The following is a 17,297-nucleotide window of genomic DNA, read 5'->3' on the forward strand; positions in this document are numbered from 1 at the left end:
GTCGGCATCCGTCGGGGGGTACGACCGCGCGATCTGGGTAACCAGCCCGGAGAGCTCGCTGCCCGAGTTCCGGGTCCGCCCTGGGGCGTGCCCGCTCACCCGGAGGAGCCGCGGTGCACATTCCCTTCTCGTCGTCGCCGAGTTCTAGCCTGGGAATCGAGTGGGAGCTCGAACTCGTCGATCTCCGCAGTCGCGACCTGCGCTGCGGCGCGTCCGAGATCCTTGACGACCTGCGTGCGAAGGTCGGCGACGAAGGCGCGGCGAAGGCCAAGCACGAACTGTTCGAGTCGACGATCGAGGTGATCACCGGAGTCTGCTCGACGGTGCCGGAGGCGCTCGACGACCTGCGCGGCACCGTCGACCTGCTGCGCGACCTGGCTGACCGGCGCGGTCTCGGGCTGATGTGCTCCGGCACCCACCCGACCAGCGATTACGCGACGCAGCGCATCACCGCGGACGAGCGCTACGAACGCCTGGTGGGGCAGATGCAGTGGCTGGCCCGCCGTCTGCTCATCTTCGGGGTGCACGTGCATGTCGGAGTGCGCTCACCGGACAAGGCAATGCCGATCATGAACGCGCTGATGGCGTACATTCCGCATTTCCTGGCGCTCTCCGCGTCGTCGCCCTACTGGAAGGGCACGCACACCGGGCTGGCCTCCTCGCGTTCGCAGATCTTCGAATGCCTGCCGACCGCCGGCCTCCCTTACACGCTCGACGACTGGGCCGCGTTCGAGGGGTTCATGGAGACCCTGATCGCCGCCGGCACCATCGAGACCATTCGGGAAGTGTGGTGGGATATCCGCCCGCACCCGAACTTCGGCACGGTGGAACTGCGGATGTGCGACGGGCTGCCGACGCTGATGGAGATCGGCGCGGTCGCGGCGCTCGCGCAGTGTCTCGTCGACCGGATGAACACCCAGCTCGACCGGGGGTACACCCTGCCCGCGCAGCCCCGGTGGGTGGTGCAGGAGAACAAGTGGCGCGCCGCCCGCCACGGGCTGGACGCCGAGATCGTGGTGGACGGCCACGGCGGGCTGCGCCCGGTCCGCGCCGACATCGAGGATCTGGTCGAGGACCTGCTTCCGGTGGCCCGCCGGCTCGGTTGTGCCAGGGAGCTGGGTGACGTCCACCGCATACTGCACGCAGGCGCCAGCCACACACGTCAGGAGCAGGCCGCGCGGCGGGCCGGCGGTGATCTCACCGCCGTGGTCGATACGCTGCTGAGTGAGATGAACGTGGGCCGGCCGGTTACCCCCGGGTAGCCGGCCGGAGCATTTCGGCGGAGGGCCCGGCCCGGTAGATGACAGCGGACACAGCGGACATGGCACACAGGACCGCCGCGGCGATGGCGCCGACCGCGACGGCCTGGCTGGCGGAGCACGAGGGCGAGCTGATCGCGCTACGGCGTGACCTGCACGCCCATCCCGAGCTCGGCCGCCAGGAGCACCGCACCACAGCTGCCGTCGAGGCGCGGCTGCTCGCCGCCGGGCTGAGCCCGCAGCGGTTCCCCGACGTGCCGGGCCTGTGGTGTGACATCGGGGCGGGCGTCGACGCCGGGCCGGGCATCGACGCCGAGGCCCCGGTGGTGATGCTCCGTGCCGACCTGGACGCGCTGCCGCTCACCGACCTCAAGGGCGTCCCGTACCGCTCGACGGTGCCCGGGGTGACGCACGCCTGCGGGCATGACGTGCACACCACGGTGGCGCTCGGCGCCGGCCTCGCCCTCGCCGCGCACGCCCGGGTGCATCCGCTGCCCGGCACCGTCCGGCTGCTCTTCCAGCCGGCGGAGGAGACCATGCCCGGCGGCGCCCTGGACGTGATCGACGCCGGGGTGCTCAAGCCGGTGACGGCCGCGATCACCGTGCACTGCGACCCGGCACTCGACGTCGGCACCATCGGTCTGCGCTCCGGCCCGATCACCTCCGCCGCCGACGCGGTGGAGATCACACTGGCCGGGCCCGGCGGGCACACCTCCCGCCCGCAGAACACGGTGGACCTGGTCTACGCGCTGGCCCGGCTCGCCGTCGACCTGCCGGCGGCGCTGTCCCGCCGGGTCGACCCCCGATCGGCGCTGTCGCTGGTCTGGGGCCAGGTCCAGGCGGGCACGGTCACGAACGCCATCCCGCGGACGGGGAAGCTGCGCGGGACGATCCGCACCCTCTCCCGGGAGACCTGGGAGACGGCGCCGGAGCTGGTCGAGCGGCTGGCGGAGCAGATCGTCGCGCCCTACGGCGCGGAGATCGCCGTCGACTACGTGCGCGGGGTGCCCCCGGTGGTCAACACCGCCGAGGTCGTCGACGCCTTCGGCGCAGCCGTCGACACCGTGCTCGGGCACGGGGCGTCGACGACCGTCGCCCAGTCGCTGGGCGGCGAGGACTTCGGCTGGTACCTGACGCACGTGCCGGGCGGCCTGGCCCGGCTGGGCACCCGCACCCCCGGTGGCACCACTTTCGACCTGCACCAGGGCACCTTCGACGTCGACGAGCGGGCCATCGGAGTCGGTGTGCGTTTTCTCTCCGCCGCGGCCTGCGAGCTGCTCGACCGCTACGCGGACCCCGCCGGGCCCGACCCGGACACCGCCTGAGACAGACGCCACCTCTGAGACAGACGCCACCTCCGAGACGGGCGCCACCACCTGGGGACGGGACGCCGGCCCGGGACAGGCTGGGCGCTCAGGCGTTCGGGCGGCCCCGCAGCTCCTGGACGTACTCGGACGGCGCCCCGGCCTTCTCCGCCGCGTCCGCGATCATCTCCACGTGGTTGCGCGACGGCAGACCGCCCTCGTAGGCGTTGAGGATGTAGGTCCAGGCCAGGCTCTCGCCGTCGAGCGTGGACACGCGCACCCGGATGCGGGTGTACAGGCCGGTGTCGGCGCCCTCCCAGACGTCGAGACGCTCCAGGTCGTAGCGGTCGAGGTCGTAGAGCAGCACGTACACGTGCGAGCCGGGGGATTCGACGATGGTCGAGAGCGCCCCGTCCCAGCCCACGTTCTCACCGCCGAAGGTCAGGCGCCAGCCTCGGATCCAGCCGGTGCCGATCACCGGGGAGTGCGGCGCGCGTTCCTTCATGTGCGCCGGATCGAGGTTGCTCGCGTAGGCGGCGTACTTCATCATCGTCGGGATCTTCCGATCTCCCCGCTCGGTGCTGCTGCGCGGGGTGGCTGCCACGCCGGGAGCGGCCGCCGGCGCGCGGGGACTGGGTCGCGAGGATGGGTCATGGGATGAACGACGTCACTCCAGGTCGTCCGACGTCGGTGCAGATACTACGGAGCAGCCCGGACCGGAACGAGAGGGACGTCGGAAGAGGGGCAGACTAGAGGGGTACCGCGAGCTTTGGGAGGACCACACGTGACGCGCATCGTCATCCTCGGCGGCGGGCCGGGCGGCTACGAGGCGGCGCTGGTCGCAGCTTCCCTCGGCGCGACCGTGACCGTGATCGACTCGGACGGGATCGGCGGCGCCTGCGTCCTGACGGACTGTGTGCCGTCCAAGGCCCTGATCGCGACGTCCGAGACGATGACGAACTTCGCGATGGCGCCGGCGCTCGGAGTGCGTCCACACGGCGATCCGGCGGTCGAGGCCGGGAGCTGGGAGTCCACCGCGCGGGGGCACCTGACCCCGCCGGACGTCGTCTCGGTCGACCCGGAGCAGGTCAACGAACGGGTCCGCGCGCTGGCCCTGGCGCAGTCCGCCGACATCCAGCGCCATCTGGAGCGCGAGCAGGTCAAGGTGGTGCACGGGGCGGGGCGGCTGGTCGGCCCGCACGCCGTGGAGACCGCGGACGGCGAGACCTTCGTGGGCGACATCGTCCTCGTCGCGACCGGAGCATCCCCCCGCGAGGTGCCGGGGTGCGAGCCGGACGGCGAGCGGATCCTCACCTGGCGCCACCTTTACGACCTGAAGGAGATCCCCGAGCACCTGGTGGTCGTCGGGTCCGGCGTGACCGGTGCCGAGTTCGCCAGCGCCTACCGGGCGCTGGGGGCGGAGGTGACACTCGTCTCGTCCCGCGAGCGGGTCCTGCCCGGCGAGGACTCCGACGCCGCCCGGGTGATCGAGGACGTCTTCGTCCGCCGTGGCATCCAGGTGCTCAACCGGTCCCGGGCGGCGTCCGTCCGCCGGATCGGCGACGGTGTCCTCATCGAGCTCACCGACGGCCGGACGGTGACCGGCAGCCACGCTCTGATGGCGGTGGGTTCGGTACCGCGGACGAAGGGCCTCGGCCTCACCGACGTCGGCGTCCGGCTCGGGTCGGGCGGCCACATCGTCGTCGATCGCATGTCCCGGACGTCGGTGCCGGGCGTGTACGCGGCCGGTGACTGCACCGGGGTGCTGCCGCTGGCGTCGGTCGCGGCGATGCAGGGGCGCATCGCCATGTGGCACGCGCTCGGCGAGGCCGTCACCCCGCTGCGCCTCGGCACCGTCTCGTCGAACATCTTCACCGAACCCGAGATCGCCACCGTCGGTGTGACCCAGCGGATGAAGGACTCCGGCGCGATCGCCGCCGAGGTCACGACGGTGCCACTGGCGCGCAATCCCCGCGCGAAGATGATGGGGATTGCGGATGGTTTCGTGAAGTTGTTCTGTAGGCCCGGAAGTGGCAGCGTCCTCGGTGGCGTCATCGTTGCTCCGCGTGCAAGTGAACTGATCCTCTCAATTTCACTCGCAGTAGAGAACGGTCTGACAGTGGACCAGGTCGCACACACCTTCTCGATCTATCCCTCCTTGTCCGGATCCATCACGGAAGCGGCCCGTGTCCTGCGGCCCCGCGACCTGTTCGCCGGATTCGACACCCCCGCCTGAACAGGCCGCCCACTCCGGCCCAGGCCGGATAATGGGCCCATGAAAGGCGTGTTCGTCGGCCTGACGACGCTGGATTCCATCTACCTGGTGGACCAGCTTCCGGGTGCCGACGAGAAGTGTGTGGCCCGGGATTTCGTGATGAACGCCGGTGGGCCGGCGACGAACGCGGCGGTCACGTTCGCCTACCTCGGCGGACGGGCCTGTCTGGTGAGCGCGGTCGGCACCTCGCCGGCCGCGGCACTCGTACACGACGATCTCGCCCGGGCCGGGGTCCGGCACATCGAACTGGTGCCGGAGCCCGGAGCCGCCGGGGCCGGAGCCGACCCGGCAGCAGGCGGCTACGGGGCACTCGCCGCGCCGGGGGCGGCCGGCGGTGCCGGGTCGCACGTCGGTCGACCCGGCCGGCTGTACAAGCCCACAGCGGCCAGGACCAGTGGCGTCCGCTCCGGCCGAGGCCTGCCCGGGCCCGGCGTGCCCGGAGGCGTACCCCTCGGCCCGGTCGGCCACGGCGCCGCTCTCGGGCCCGCCGACACGGGTGGACCCAACGGTGCGGGCCACCCCGGCACGGGGCACAACGGCACGGGCCGCCTCGGCCCGGGGCCCCCGGGCACCGGCCGCCTCGGCACCGGGCACAACGGCACCGGCAGCCATCCGGGGCACGGCGGCGCCGGGGCGCACGGCGCCGCGGCGGGCCTGCCCGCCGGGAGTGGACCCGCCGGCCCGAAGCCGGCCGCGGCGCATCCGGCCGGCTCCTCCCCCATGTCCTACGCGCTGCCCATGTCGGCGGTCATGGTGACGTCCGTGAGCGGCGAGCGGGCTGTGACCTCCACCCACGGCATGGTGCCGCGGTGCACCGCCAACACCGCCGCCGCGGCGGCCGTCGCCAACGCCGACGTGGTCCTCGTGGACGGCCACCAGGTCGACGCCGCGGTCGGGCTGCTGCGCACCCTGCGCGGCGGCGGGCCCCCGGTCCTGCTCGACGGCGGGAGCTGGAAGCCGGGCACCGAGCAGATCCTCCCGTTCGTCGACGTCGTGATCTGCTCGGCCGCGTTCCGGCCGCCGGGCTTCGATCCGGCCGCGGACATCCTCGACCTGCTGCTGCGGTACGGGCCGTTCTTCGTCGCCGTGACCGACGGACCGGGGCCGATCCGCTGGGCGACCACGGACCGGCGTGGGTACGTGCTGCCCCCGGTGGTCACTGCCCGCGACACCCTCGGAGCCGGCGACGTCTTCCACGGCGCGTTCGCCTGGCTGATGGCCCACGGCGCGCTCGCGACGGACGAGCTGGTCGGATCCCTTGGTGAGGCCTCCCGGGTCGCCGCCCGCTCCGTGCAGACCTTCGGCCCGCGCAGCTGGATGACCTGACCCGTCGACGGCGGAATCCACGACCGGCGAAACCGGCGAAACCGGCGAAACCGGCGAAACACCGCTGTCGCCGCCGGAGCCCGTTGGGGCGAATGAAAGAAACGTGCCGTCTCCTCCCGGGCCATTACTCATCCGGGAAGTGCCTACGCGGGGAGCTCCGGCTGTGCCCCGGCCTGCTCGTGGTCGCCTCGCGGCGACGGCCCGCGGGCGACGCAGCCGGCGAGGTGGTCGTCCACCAGCCCACACGCCTGCATGAGGGCGTACGCGGTGGTCGGGCCGATGAAGACGAAGCCCCGGCCGCGGAGCGCTCTGGCCAGCGCCTTTGACTCGTCGGTCATCGCCGGCACGTCCGCGAGGGTGCGCGGGGCGGGCCGTGCGGCCGGCGGCGCGAAGGACCACACGAGGTCCTCCAGCGGCTCGTCCAGCGCGAGGACGGCGTGCGCGTTGGCGATCGTCGCCTCGATCTTGCGCCGGTTGCGGACTATGCCGGCGTCCCGCAGAAGCGCCTCCACCGTGTCCTCACCGAACGCCGCCACCGCCGCCGGGTCGAAGCCGGCGAACGCGGCCCGGAACGCGGGCCGCTTGCGCAGGATGGTCAGCCACGACAGGCCGGACTGGAAACCCTCCAGAACCAGACGCTCGAACAGGCCCGCGGTGTCCCGGACGGGCTGTCCCCACTCGGTGTCGTGGTACTCGACGTACAGCGGTGTGGACAGGGCCCACGGGCAGCGCGGCACACCGTCCGGACCGGCCACGGCGCCGCCGGCGGTGTCCATCGCCATGGCTGTCAGTCTCTCACCCGCCCGGCCGCTCTCCGCGGCCGGGCGGCGGTGGTCTGCGGATCAGAGGGATCAGGGAATCAGGGAATCAGGCTGGCGAAACCGGGCTTGATGACGTCGTTGATCAGTCTGAGTCGCTCGTCGAACGGCAGGAAGGCCGACTTCATCGCGTTGATGGTCAGCCAGCGGATGTCGGACCAGCCGTACCCGAACGTCTCGACCAGGGCCGCGAACTCGCTGGCGAGCGTGACCCCGCTCATCAGCCGGTTGTCGGTGTTCACCGTGACCCGGAAACGCAGGTCGCGCAGCAGGCCGATGGGATGGCGGTCGAGGCTGGGCGCGGCACCGGTGTGCACATTCGACGACGGGCACATCTCCAGCGGCACCCGGACGTCCCTGACGAAGCCGGCGAGGTTGCCGAGCGTGGCCTTTCCGTCCGGGTCGACGGTGATGTCGTCGACGACCCGCAGGCCGTGCCCGAGCCGGTCGGCGTTGCACCACTGCAGCGCCTCCCAGATGGACGGCAGCCCGAACGCCTCACCCGCGTGGATGGTGAAGTGCCCGTTGGCACGCTGCATGTACTGGAAGGCGTCCAGGTGCCGGGTCGGCGGGTTGCCCGCCTCGGCGCCGGCGATGTCGAAGCCGGCGACGCCGGCCTCCCGCCAACGCACGGCGAGCTCCGCGATCTCCAGCGAGCGCGCCTGGTGGCGCATCGCGGTCAGCAGCGCGCGCATGTGCAGGCCGGTGCCGGCGGAGCCGGCCCGGAAACCGTCCAGGACCGCCTCGACCACCTCGTCGAGGGACAGGCCCTGTTCGACGTGCAGCTCCGGGGCGAAACGGACCTCGGCGTAGACGATCCCGTCGGCGGCGAGGTCCTCGGCGCACTCCCGGGAGACCCGGGCGAGCGCGTCCGCGGTCTGCATGACGCCCACCGTGTGGCTGAACGTCTCCAGGTAGCGCACCAGCGAGCCGGTGTGCGCCCCGCCGCGGAACCAGGTGGCCAGCTTGTCCGGATCGGTGGTCGGCAGGCTGGTGTAGCCGGTGGCGTCCGCCAGTTCGACGACGGTCTCGGGCCGCAGCCCACCGTCCAGATGGTCATGCAGCAGGACCTTCGGTACCTGCCGGATCTCGGCCTCGGTGATCACTTCAACCACCCCGCTTCACGCGTGCTCCAAGCCGCCCCGCGCCGCCCCGCAAGGTCGGCTGACCTGGCCTGACCAGGTCGTTCCCGCACGGTAGTCCACCACCGGGGCCTGCGCCGTCGCCTTTGCGGCCGCGGTGGCGCCGCACCCCGACCATGTGCCGCCCGGGTGTCGGACGAGTGCCGGACGCGTGCGGCCAGAGGGTGCGGCGAGTGCCGGTGTGTGGTCAGCGGACGTGCGCGAGGACCAGCGGGGCGGCCGCGGGCGGGGTGGTGCCGATCGTGACCGCGCCGTCCAGCGCGGCCAGCGCCCGCGGGAAGGTCGCCTCGTCGTCGCTGTGGAGCTCGAACAGTGGGGCGCCGGCACGAACCTCCTCCCCCACCGCCGCGAACCAGCGCAGGCCGGCTGAGGCCGACACCGGATCCTCCTTGCGCGCGCGGCCCGCGCCGAGGCGCCAGGCGGCGACGCCGACCGCGCGGGCGTCCAGCCGGGTGAGGTGGCCGCTGGCGGGCGCGGGCACGATCCGGGTGAACGCGGGTGCGGGCAGCGCGGCGTCCGGATCACCGCCCTGGGCCGTGACCATCGCGCGCCACACCGGGTAGGCCGCCCCCGAGGCGAGTACCTGCGCCGGGTCCGGCGCCGGGTCCGGCCCCGCCGCGCCGAGACCGACCAGGTCCAGCATGGCGCGGGCGAGCGCCACGGTGATCTCGACCAGGTCGGCGGGGCCGCCCCCGCGCAGCGTCGCGACGGCTTCGGCCACCTCCGGCCCGTTGCCCGCGGTCCGGCCGAGGGGGGCGTCCATCGCGGTGAGCAGGGCCTCGGTGCGCACGCCGGCCCGGGTGCCCAGGCGGACCATGGCCCGCGCCAGCTCGTGGGCGTCGTCCAGCGAGGTCATGAACGCGCCGGTACCGACCTTGACGTCCAGTACCAGGGCGGACGTCCCCTCGGCGATCTTCTTGCTCATGATCGAGGAGGCGATCAGCGGGATCGACTCCACCGTGCCGGTGACGTCACGCAGCGCGTAGAGCCGGCGGTCGGCCGGGACGAGGCCCGGGCCGGCCGCGCAGATCACCCCGCCGACGTCGGCGAGCACGGCGCGGATCCGCGCGGCGTCGAGATCCGCGCGCCAGCCGGGAATCGCCTCCATCTTGTCCAGCGTGCCGCCGGTGTGGCCGAGCCCGCGGCCGGAGAGCTGCGGGACCGCCGCGCCGCAGGCCGCCACCAGCGGGGTGAGGATCAGCGAGACCTTGTCGCCCACGCCGCCGGTGGAGTGCTTGTCCACCGTCGGCCGGGTGAGCCCGGTCAGGTCGAGCCGGTCGCCACTGGCGATCATGGCGGCGGTCCAGCGGTCCAGCTCCTCGTCGGTCATGCCACGCCAGACCACGGCCATCAGATAGGCGGCCATCTGCTCGTCGGCGACCCGGCCGTGGGTGTAGGAGTCGATCAGCCAGGCGACCGAGTCCCCGGGCAGGGCGGCTCCGTCCCGCTTGGCCCGGATCAGGTCGACCACGTCGTACGCGGCCCCGCCCGCCCGGCCCGGCCCGCCCCGCCCGGCCGGCCCACCCGGCCCACCCGGCCCGCCCGGCCCGCCGCTCATGGCGTGGGCTCCGCCGCGGGCGGCAGGTCGGCGGGGCCGAAGGCGTCCGGGAGCAGCTCACCGAGAGTCCGGACCCCGGCGGTCGTCGCGAGCCGCAGCCCGGGGCCGCCGTGTTCCTGGAGCAGCTGCCGGCAGCGGCCGCACGGTGCGAGGGGAGCACCGGCCCCGTCCACGCAGACGAACGCGACCAGGCGCCCGCCGCCGCTCGCCCGCAGCGCGGACACCAGCCCGCACTCGGCGCACAACGTCAGCCCGTACGAGGCGTTCTCGACGTTGCAGCCCACGACCACCCGGCCATCGTCGACCAGTGCCGCCGCCCCGACGCGCAGGCCCGAGTAGGGCGCGTAGGCGTGCCGCGCCACCCGCACCGCCTCGGCGCGCAGCAGCTCCCAGGCGCTGTCGTCCACACACCCTCCCGGAGTCGTCCCAGATGGTCCCGGGACCGGCCGGCGCCGGCGCCGGGCTGGCCCCGCGCCGGGCCGGGCCAGCCTCGACCAGCATGCCCCACTGCCCGCGGCCGTCCCGGATGTGATCCCATGGGTCGGGGAAGTGCCGGGTCAGTGCCGAGGGGAGACGACCACCGATGGCAGGCGCGCGCCACGACGCTCCCGAGCCCGCCGGCCAGCGCGCGCTCGTCGGGGGCCGGTACCGGCTCGACGGGGTGATCGGCCGCGGCGGTTTCGGTGTCGTGCACCGCGCGACGGACGAGCTGCTCCGCCGCCAGGTCGCCGTCAAGGAGGTGCTGCTGCTCACCGACGGCAGCGAGGAGGAGCTCGAGCTGGCGCGGGAGCGGGTCCTGCGGGAGGCCCGGGCCGCCGGCCGGCTGCACCACCCGGGCGCGGTGGCGGTGCTCGACGTCATCGCCGACGGCGACATGCCGTGGATCGTCATGGAGCTCGTGGACGGCCAGTCCCTGTCCACGCTCATCGACGAGCGTGGCGCGCTCAGCGTGGCCGAGGTCTGCCGGATCGGCATCAGCCTCGCCTACGCCCTCGAGGCCGCCCACCGGCTGGGCATCGTTCACCGCGACGTCAAGCCGAGCAACGTGCTCATCACCGCCGACCAGCGGGCCCGGCTCACCGACTTCGGCATCGCCGTCAGCTACGGCGACTCCCGTCTCACCAGCACCGGGATGGTCCTGGGCTCGCCGGCCTACCTGGCCCCCGAGCGGGCCCGCGGCGACTCCGGAACCGCCGCGAGCGACCGGTGGGGGCTGGGTGCGACGCTGTTCACCAGTGTCGAGGGCACCTCGCCGTTCCCCGGGACGGACCCGATGTCCGTCCTCGCCGCGGTGGTGCAGGGCCGCCGCGAGCCCTTCCGGGCCGCGGGGCGGCTGGCGCCCGTCATCGACGGGCTGATGGCCTCCAGCGAGGCACGCCGGCCGAGCCTGTCGACAGCCCGCGCCCGGATGCGCGAGATCCTCGAGCATGACGGCCGCGGGCGCCCGCTGCGGGCACGCAGCCGGCCGTCCCGCCCCTCCGTCACCGGAGTCACGCCGACCGCGGGCACCCCGCAGCTCCCCCCGCCACCCGAGGCCCGAGCCGAGACGGGCCCGGTCCTCGACGAGACCCGGCTCCTCACCGGGCAGACTGCCCCCACGGGCCCGACCGGTGCCGTCCCCGACGCGGGCGAGGCTCCGGCCACCCCCGGGGGCGACGCGACGGTCCGGGTCACCGCCGCCCCCGCACCCCCCGCCCCCGCACCCGCCGCGCCCGAATCCCCCGCGGCGGCGTCTGCCGCGGACGTGCCTGCCACGGGCACGCCCACGGTGGGCACCTCTCCCGTGAACGCGACCGGCGCGGACGCCACCGTCCTGAAACCCGCGACCGCCCATCCCGTACCCACCGTCGCGCCGACGGGCCCTGACGCCCCCGGGCCCGCACGGGAGCAGGATGGCGAGGCGCGGGAACAGGACGGCGATGCAGTGGACACGCCGGTTACGGGCACGGACGGGACAGACACCGCCGTGGTCCGTTCCCGGCGGACCGGGCAGTCGGGAACGGCGCCCCGTTTCACCGCAACCCGGCTCACCAGCAGGCTGGAGCGCATCCGCACCATGGACCGGCTGCGCGCCGCCGGCACTCAGGCTCAGGACACGAACAGACCACGTCCTGCCGACGGCGCTCGCGGACTCGACCGCATGCGCGGACTGGACCGGATGCGCGCGCTCGGCGGGATACCGGCGCGGGCCCGGCCGGCCCAGGCCGAGCCCCCGGCAGCCGACGAAACGGGCCCGCAGGCCGCCGACACGGCGGACAGGACGGGCGGGCCAGTCCCGTCAGCCGGGGCGCTCTCAGCCGGGGCAGACGCAGCCGGGGCAGACGCAGCCGGAGCGGACGCAGCCGGGGCGGAGGGCCAGCGTGTCCCGGCTGCCGACCAGCTCCCGGCCGCGGTCCCGCCGGCCGCTCCCCGGCCGACCCTGCGTTTTCCCGCCGCGAAGGCAGCCACTGACGCGGCCACCGGCACGGTCGCTTCTGCCGCGCAGGCGGCGGGAACCACCACTGCCTCCGAGCCTGGCGAAGCGTTCTCCTGGACCGCTCCCGGGGCGGACGCCGGCGCCGGAGGCGGTACGGGCGCCGGAGGCATCACGGATACCCGTGTGCACGCCGGAGCCGGAGCCGGAGCCGGCGCCAGCGCCGGCGCCGGTTCTGGTGCGACTGCCGGTATCGGGGTCGCCGGCAGCGCCGATGACCGCGACGGCACGGGCGCCGACGCCGTGCGCGGGGCCGACGCGCGCTCCGGAGCTCGGCGCCGGGCTGTGATTCTCATCGCGCTGGCCGTGGTGGCCGCGCTCCTCGCAGTGATCGTTCTCGCTCTGCGCAGCGGCGGCGAGGAGGCCCCCGGGCCAGGCCCGGCTCCGGCCGGGGAGGTGGACTCCGGCAGCGCGGCAGACGGGAACAGCGACGTCGTCGCCACCGATTCCACCCCGGTCGTTCCGGCATCAGGATGGGTGTCCTACGTGGATCCAAGCGGCTGGTCGGTCGCCTACCCGGCGACGTGGGAACGCCGGCCGGGCCCCCGCGGGGTGGGGAATGCGGACTTCGTGGATACTGCTACTGGTACCTTCATGCGCATCGGAAGTATCGCGAGGGCGAACACCTCCGCGATCGAGGCCTGGCGCAGGAACGAGACAAGCTTCCGAGATCAGGTGCGGGACTACCGGCGGGTACGGATCGAACCAGGCGACGGGGCTGACGGCGCACGGCAGGCCGACTGGGAGTTCACCTACGCCTCCGGTGGGGGGACGGTGGTGCATGTGCTCAACCGTGGCGCTGTGCGAAACGGGCATGGATACGCTCTGTACTGGCATACGGCCGAGGAGCTGTGGGAAGCGAACGAGCCGCTGATGCGTCAGCTCCTCTCGACGTTCCGGCCGGCAGCATGAGTTGCCAGTTGTCCGACTGCCGTCCCGCCGGCGAGCGGGGTTACCCCCGCCGCGGCCAATTCGTCTGTCAGACTTGATTCGATGGCCAGATCGGCGAGCGTGCCCCCCGACACTTCTCGGCATGGCACTCCGCGCTACGTAGCGCAGCGCTACCGGCTCGACGCGCCTATCGGTCGCGGCGGTGCCGGCGTCGTGTGGTGCGGCGAGGACGAGCTGCTCCAGCGGCCTGTCGCTATCAAGGAAATCCTGGTTCCCATGGCCGGCGCGCAGGCCGAGCGGGACGCGATCCGCGCCCGGGTGCTGCGTGAGGCACGGGCACTGGCCCGGCTGCACAGCCCGGCCATCGTCTCGGTCTTCGACGTCGTCGAGGAGCACGAGCGGCACTGGATCGTCATGGAGCTCATCGACGCGGACAGCCTCGGTGACACCATCAAGAACCACGGCCCGCTGCCCTTCGACCAGGTGGCCGCGATCGGTCTGGCACTGGCCGACGCGCTCGCCGCGGCGCACTCGGCCGGGGTCCTGCACCGCGACGTCAAGCCGGGCAACGTGCTGCTCGGCCGGGACAACCGCGTCCGCCTCACCGACTTCGGCATCGCGGCGACCGAGGGCGACGTCACCCTGACGGGCACCGGCGCCCTGGTCGGCTCCCCGGCCTACATCGCCCCGGAGCGGGTGCGTGGGTCGTCCGGCACGCCCGCCAGCGACCTGTGGGGGCTCGGCGCCACCCTGTACTCCGCGGTCGAGGGCTGCCCGCCCTTCGAGGGCCCGGAGACCTACGCCGTGCTGAGCGCGGTCGTCGAGGGCCGCCGCCGGCCGTTCCGGCTTGCCGGGCCGCTGCGCGGGCTGCTCACCGACCTGCTCGACCGCCCCGCCGAGCTCCGGCCGGACGTCGACGAGATCCGCCGGCGGCTCACCCCGATCGCGCGGAACGCCACCCCCGTCCCGACGGTGGTGACGAACCCGCGGGGCCGGCAGGCGGAGCCCGACGACGACGACGTCTCGGACGACGGCCTGGAGAACCTGGCCGCGGGACCCGCAACGCACGGGAGTCTGCCGGGGCTCTCGAAGCCCGCGACTCCCGCGCCGCTGTCGCGGACCGACCTCCAGCCGCCGGCGGCTGTCGACGTCGGCGCGACCGACCGGCTGCTGCCCGGGCAGGAGATCACTCCGGTCCCCCCGGTGACCGGGCTGCCCGAAGCGAGCGAGACCCAGACAGCGGTCAGCTACACCCCGGTCACCGGGCCGCGGGCGACGGTGTCCACCGGCCCGCACGACGACCTCACCCAGATCGGCGCGCTGACTCCCGCGGCCGACCCGTTCGACCAGGACGACGCGAACATGGCGGCCGGCCTGCTCTCGCTGGACAGGGACGGCGAGCGGGCGGCCCGCGGGTCGGCGTCGCACCGGGCTCCGACACCCGGCCGCGGTGAGCACCGCGGCGATCCCTCCCGCGGCGCGGGGCAGGGCGGGAGGTCACCGAAGCTGGCGATCATCGCCGGGGCTGCGGTGGCCGCCGTCGCCGGTGTCGCCGTGCTGCTGACGCTGCTGTTGTCCTCCGGAGGCGGGGAACCCACCCGGGGTACCAGCGCGGAGGGAACGTCGTCTCCGCCCTCGACCGCTCCGGAGTCACCAACCGCGCCGCCGGCTCCGGCAGTCGTGGTGACCACGACCCCGACACCGGACCGGCCAGCCTACACCCGCGCGCCCCGCTGGACCACCGCACCGCCGCCGCAGTCGGTGCCCGCGACCACCGTTCCACCTGTCGAGACGACTCCCCCACCCGGGGCGACCACACCGCCGGTGTCGACCACGGGCGTGACGACCCCGCCGGTCGTCACGCAGACGCCGGACCAGTCGTCGTCACCGGGCCCTGGGCCGTCGGGACCGGCGTCCACCACCCCGTCAGTGGGATCCGACTGACCGGGCCGGCACCGAGCACGGCCGGATGCTCTCCGGACCCGCCCCTTCCCTCTGGGCGACAAGGCTGAGCGGACGCAGATCCGTCCAGTGGGTCTCGACATGGTCGAGGTAGGACTGGCGGGTCTCCTCACCGTGGACGACAGTCCAGCCCACCGGGACCGCCGCGAAGCTCGGCCACAGCGAGTGCTGACCCTCCGTCGGCGTGGGTGCAACGCCGCGGCAAGGCCCGGCGAGGAGACCGACGGGTCCGCGAGCCAGCCGCCGATCCGCAGCGGCATCCCCTCCGCACGCAGCCGCCCCGGACTCGAACCACCCGAGTGGACGGAGCTCGCCGGCGGCCCCCCTCGTCCCACAGATGCTTAAGTTAGGTTAACCTATAACCTATCCCGCCAGGCTGGTCAAGGGCGAACGCATCGCAGAAGGGACGCGTCCGAGCCACTTGACCATCAAACGCGACACACCTAAGTTAGGCTCACTTAAATTCTGTAGTCACCCACTTGACCCAACACCACCACCTTGGTCAACATCCACCACCTTCTGCCAGGGCCAGGACCGGAAACGGCGAGGCGACCCTCCGGAGATCACCGGGCTCCGCACCGCCCCATCACCGCGGGAGCGGCTCGACTGATCCAGAGCCGCACTCCGACCTCGGCGACCCCTTGGCGACGCAAGTCCTCGACCACAGATTTTGACCTGGGCCAGCACAGTTCGACCAAGGGCCGACAAGAGGCCGGTGGGATCCACCAACCAGAGGGGCAGCCGTGGTAGACCGTCCGCCGACCGGAGAACTCGGTGTGCACGACATCATCGGAGTCGGGTTCGGTCCGTCGAACATCGCCCTGGCGATCGCCATCGAGGAACACAACAGCAGTGTCTCGGCCGGCGCAGCGTTGCGTGCGGTGTTCCTGGAACGCCAGGCCCGGTTCGGCTGGCACCGAGGAATGCTCATCGACGGCGCGACCATGCAGGTTTCCTTCCTCAAGGACCTCGTGACGCTCCGGAATCCGTCGAGCAGTTTCAGCTTCCTTTCCTATCTCCATTCACGGAACCGTCTCGTGGATTTCATCAATCACAAGACGATGTTTCCGCTGCGCGCCGAGTTCCACGCCTATCTGGAGTGGGCCGCAGGCCGTCTGAGCGACGTCGTCGAATACGGCGCCGAGGTGGTGGACCTGCGCCCGGTCGTCCACAACGGTGAGATTGCCTACATCGATGTGATCAGCCGCCACGGAGGCAGTTCCGAGGAGATCGTCCGGCGGGCCCGCAACGTGGTCGTCGCGGCCGGCCTCGAGCCCAGGCTCCCCGACGGGATCCAGATCGACGAACGGACATGGCACAACCACGAGCTTCTGCACCGTCTCGGGCAGCTGCCCGCCATGCCTCGTGGGCGCTTCGTCGTGCTGGGTGCCGGCCAGAGCGCCGCGGAGGTCACCGAGCACCTGCACACCCGCTTCCCGCAGGCCGAGGTGTACTCGATCTTCGCGCGCTACGGGTTCAGCCCGGCGGACAACAGTGGCTTCGTCAACCAGATCTTCGACCCGGTGGCGGTCGACGAGTTCTACCATGCACCCGACAGTGTGCGCGCCATGCTGATCGGGTACCACCGGGGCACCAACTACTCCGCCGTCGACATGGATCTCATCGACGAGCTCTACCGGCGGACGTACCAGGAGAAGGTCCAGGGCATTCGGCGGCTGCACTTCCTGCGGGCATCCCGGGTGGAATCCTTCGAGCGTCTCCCGGACGGTGTGCGGCTGAACATCCGCGCCCTGTCGACCGGGGAGATCCACGTCCTGGACACGGATACCGTCGTTCTCGCCACCGGTTACCATGCCCGCGACCCGCGGCGGGTCCTCGGAGGCCTGGCGGACAGCTGCCTCACCCAGGACGACGGCCGGCTGCAGGTCCGACGTGACTACAGCGTCGAGACCATTCCGGGCACCACGGCCAACGTCTACGTCCCGGGAGCCAGCGAGTATGCGCACGGGATCTCCTCCTCGCTGCTGTCGAACATCTCGGTGCGCGCGGGCGAGATCCTCGCCTCCATCCGGGGCCGCCAGGAGATGGAGGCTCCCCTCGCCGGTGCTCCGGCAGGCCCGGAGGCCGCGGACGCCCTCACCCCGCAGGCTCCACCACGGAGCTGACCCGGACCACCGCCGAGGGACCGGAGGGAACAGGGCTACTCCGGCCCCTCGCTCGCTCGGGACTCCCCACGGGGGCGGCCGAGCGGGCATCACCGGCACCGTGGCCCTTGAATCAGACAGCGGCGAAGGCCGGCTCGACGCCCGCCGCTGGCGATATCAGCGG

The 17,297-nt window shown here is 73.0% G+C and carries 13 protein-coding genes; 7 read left to right on the top strand and 6 right to left on the bottom strand.

Features of this window, described 5'->3' with window-relative positions; all coding sequences use genetic code 11:
• The first annotated feature begins 113 nt into the window (after positions 1-113).
• Both B207_RS0105020 and B207_RS0105025 read left to right on the top strand, forming a co-directional pair.
• On the top strand, positions 114-1,262 hold the full coding sequence (locus tag B207_RS0105020) for a glutamate--cysteine ligase (RefSeq protein WP_018635428.1): 1,149 nt from the start codon (positions 114-116) through the stop codon (positions 1,260-1,262).
• Positions 1,263-1,345: 83 nt separating this feature from the next.
• Complete coding sequence (locus B207_RS0105025; protein ID WP_018635429.1) at positions 1,346-2,584, top strand: amidohydrolase; 1,239 nt, start codon at positions 1,346-1,348, stop codon at positions 2,582-2,584.
• A gap of 88 nt (positions 2,585-2,672) precedes the next feature.
• Here the strand turns inward: B207_RS0105025 and B207_RS0105030 are convergent, their stop codons facing one another.
• Positions 2,673-3,113, bottom strand: a complete 441-nt coding sequence (locus B207_RS0105030; RefSeq protein ID WP_026310689.1) for a gamma-glutamylcyclotransferase — start codon at positions 3,111-3,113, stop codon at positions 2,673-2,675.
• A 234-nt stretch (positions 3,114-3,347) separates the two neighbouring features.
• Between B207_RS0105030 and B207_RS0105035 the strand changes: the two genes are divergently transcribed.
• Together B207_RS0105035 and B207_RS0105040 are read left to right on the top strand one after the other, a co-directional pair.
• Positions 3,348-4,799: an NAD(P)H-quinone dehydrogenase gene (locus B207_RS0105035; protein ID WP_018635431.1), complete on the top strand. Its 1,452-nt coding sequence runs from the start codon at positions 3,348-3,350 to the stop codon at positions 4,797-4,799.
• A gap of 39 nt (positions 4,800-4,838) precedes the next feature.
• On the top strand, positions 4,839-6,164 hold the full coding sequence (locus B207_RS0105040) for a PfkB family carbohydrate kinase (RefSeq protein WP_018635432.1): 1,326 nt from the start codon (positions 4,839-4,841) through the stop codon (positions 6,162-6,164).
• 143 nt (positions 6,165-6,307) lie between these two features.
• On the opposite strand, the gene B207_RS0105045 is transcribed toward B207_RS0105040, so the two are convergent.
• From B207_RS0105045 to B207_RS0105060, 4 genes are all read right to left on the bottom strand, one after another.
• Entirely contained in the window at positions 6,308-6,946 is a 639-nt protein-coding gene (locus B207_RS0105045) for a DNA-3-methyladenine glycosylase I (protein ID WP_018635433.1), read from the bottom strand.
• 77 nt (positions 6,947-7,023) lie between these two features.
• Positions 7,024-8,088 (bottom strand): adenosine deaminase, encoded by a 1,065-nt coding sequence (locus tag B207_RS0105050; protein ID WP_018635434.1) that lies wholly within the window; start codon positions 8,086-8,088, stop codon positions 7,024-7,026.
• A gap of 223 nt (positions 8,089-8,311) precedes the next feature.
• Positions 8,312-9,682 (bottom strand): thymidine phosphorylase, encoded by a 1,371-nt coding sequence (locus B207_RS0105055; RefSeq protein ID WP_018635435.1) that lies wholly within the window; start codon positions 9,680-9,682, stop codon positions 8,312-8,314.
• Entirely contained in the window at positions 9,679-10,089 is a 411-nt protein-coding gene (locus tag B207_RS0105060) for a cytidine deaminase (protein WP_018635437.1), read from the bottom strand. Before B207_RS0105060 ends, B207_RS0105055 begins: the two co-directional genes overlap by 4 nt.
• A 176-nt stretch (positions 10,090-10,265) precedes the next feature.
• Between B207_RS0105060 and B207_RS0105065 the strand changes: the two genes are divergently transcribed.
• Together B207_RS0105065 and B207_RS0105070 are read left to right on the top strand one after the other, a co-directional pair.
• Complete coding sequence (locus B207_RS0105065) at positions 10,266-13,067, top strand: serine/threonine-protein kinase (protein ID WP_018635438.1); 2,802 nt, start codon at positions 10,266-10,268, stop codon at positions 13,065-13,067.
• Positions 13,068-13,148: 81 nt separating this feature from the next.
• Positions 13,149-14,990 carry a serine/threonine-protein kinase gene (locus B207_RS0105070; protein ID WP_026310691.1) on the top strand — a complete coding sequence of 614 codons (1,842 nt, stop codon included), beginning with the start codon at positions 13,149-13,151 and terminating at the stop codon, positions 14,988-14,990.
• Here the strand turns inward: B207_RS0105070 and B207_RS37885 are convergent.
• Positions 14,973-15,248: an MbtH family protein gene (locus tag B207_RS37885; RefSeq protein WP_084691997.1), complete on the bottom strand. Its 276-nt coding sequence runs from the start codon at positions 15,246-15,248 to the stop codon at positions 14,973-14,975. The two genes, B207_RS0105070 and B207_RS37885, sit on opposite strands and share 18 nt — an antisense overlap.
• A gap of 503 nt (positions 15,249-15,751) precedes the next feature.
• Here B207_RS37885 and B207_RS0105075 point away from each other — a divergent pair.
• The gene (locus tag B207_RS0105075) at positions 15,752-17,134 is read left to right on the top strand and encodes a lysine N(6)-hydroxylase/L-ornithine N(5)-oxygenase family protein (protein WP_026310692.1); all 1,383 of its coding nucleotides are present in this window, start codon (positions 15,752-15,754) and stop codon (positions 17,132-17,134) included.
• Positions 17,135-17,297: the final 163 nt, after the last annotated feature.

Source organism: Parafrankia elaeagni, from assembly GCF_000374165.1.
Taxonomy (GTDB): Bacteria; Actinomycetota; Actinomycetes; order Frankiales; family Frankiaceae; genus Parafrankia; species Parafrankia elaeagni.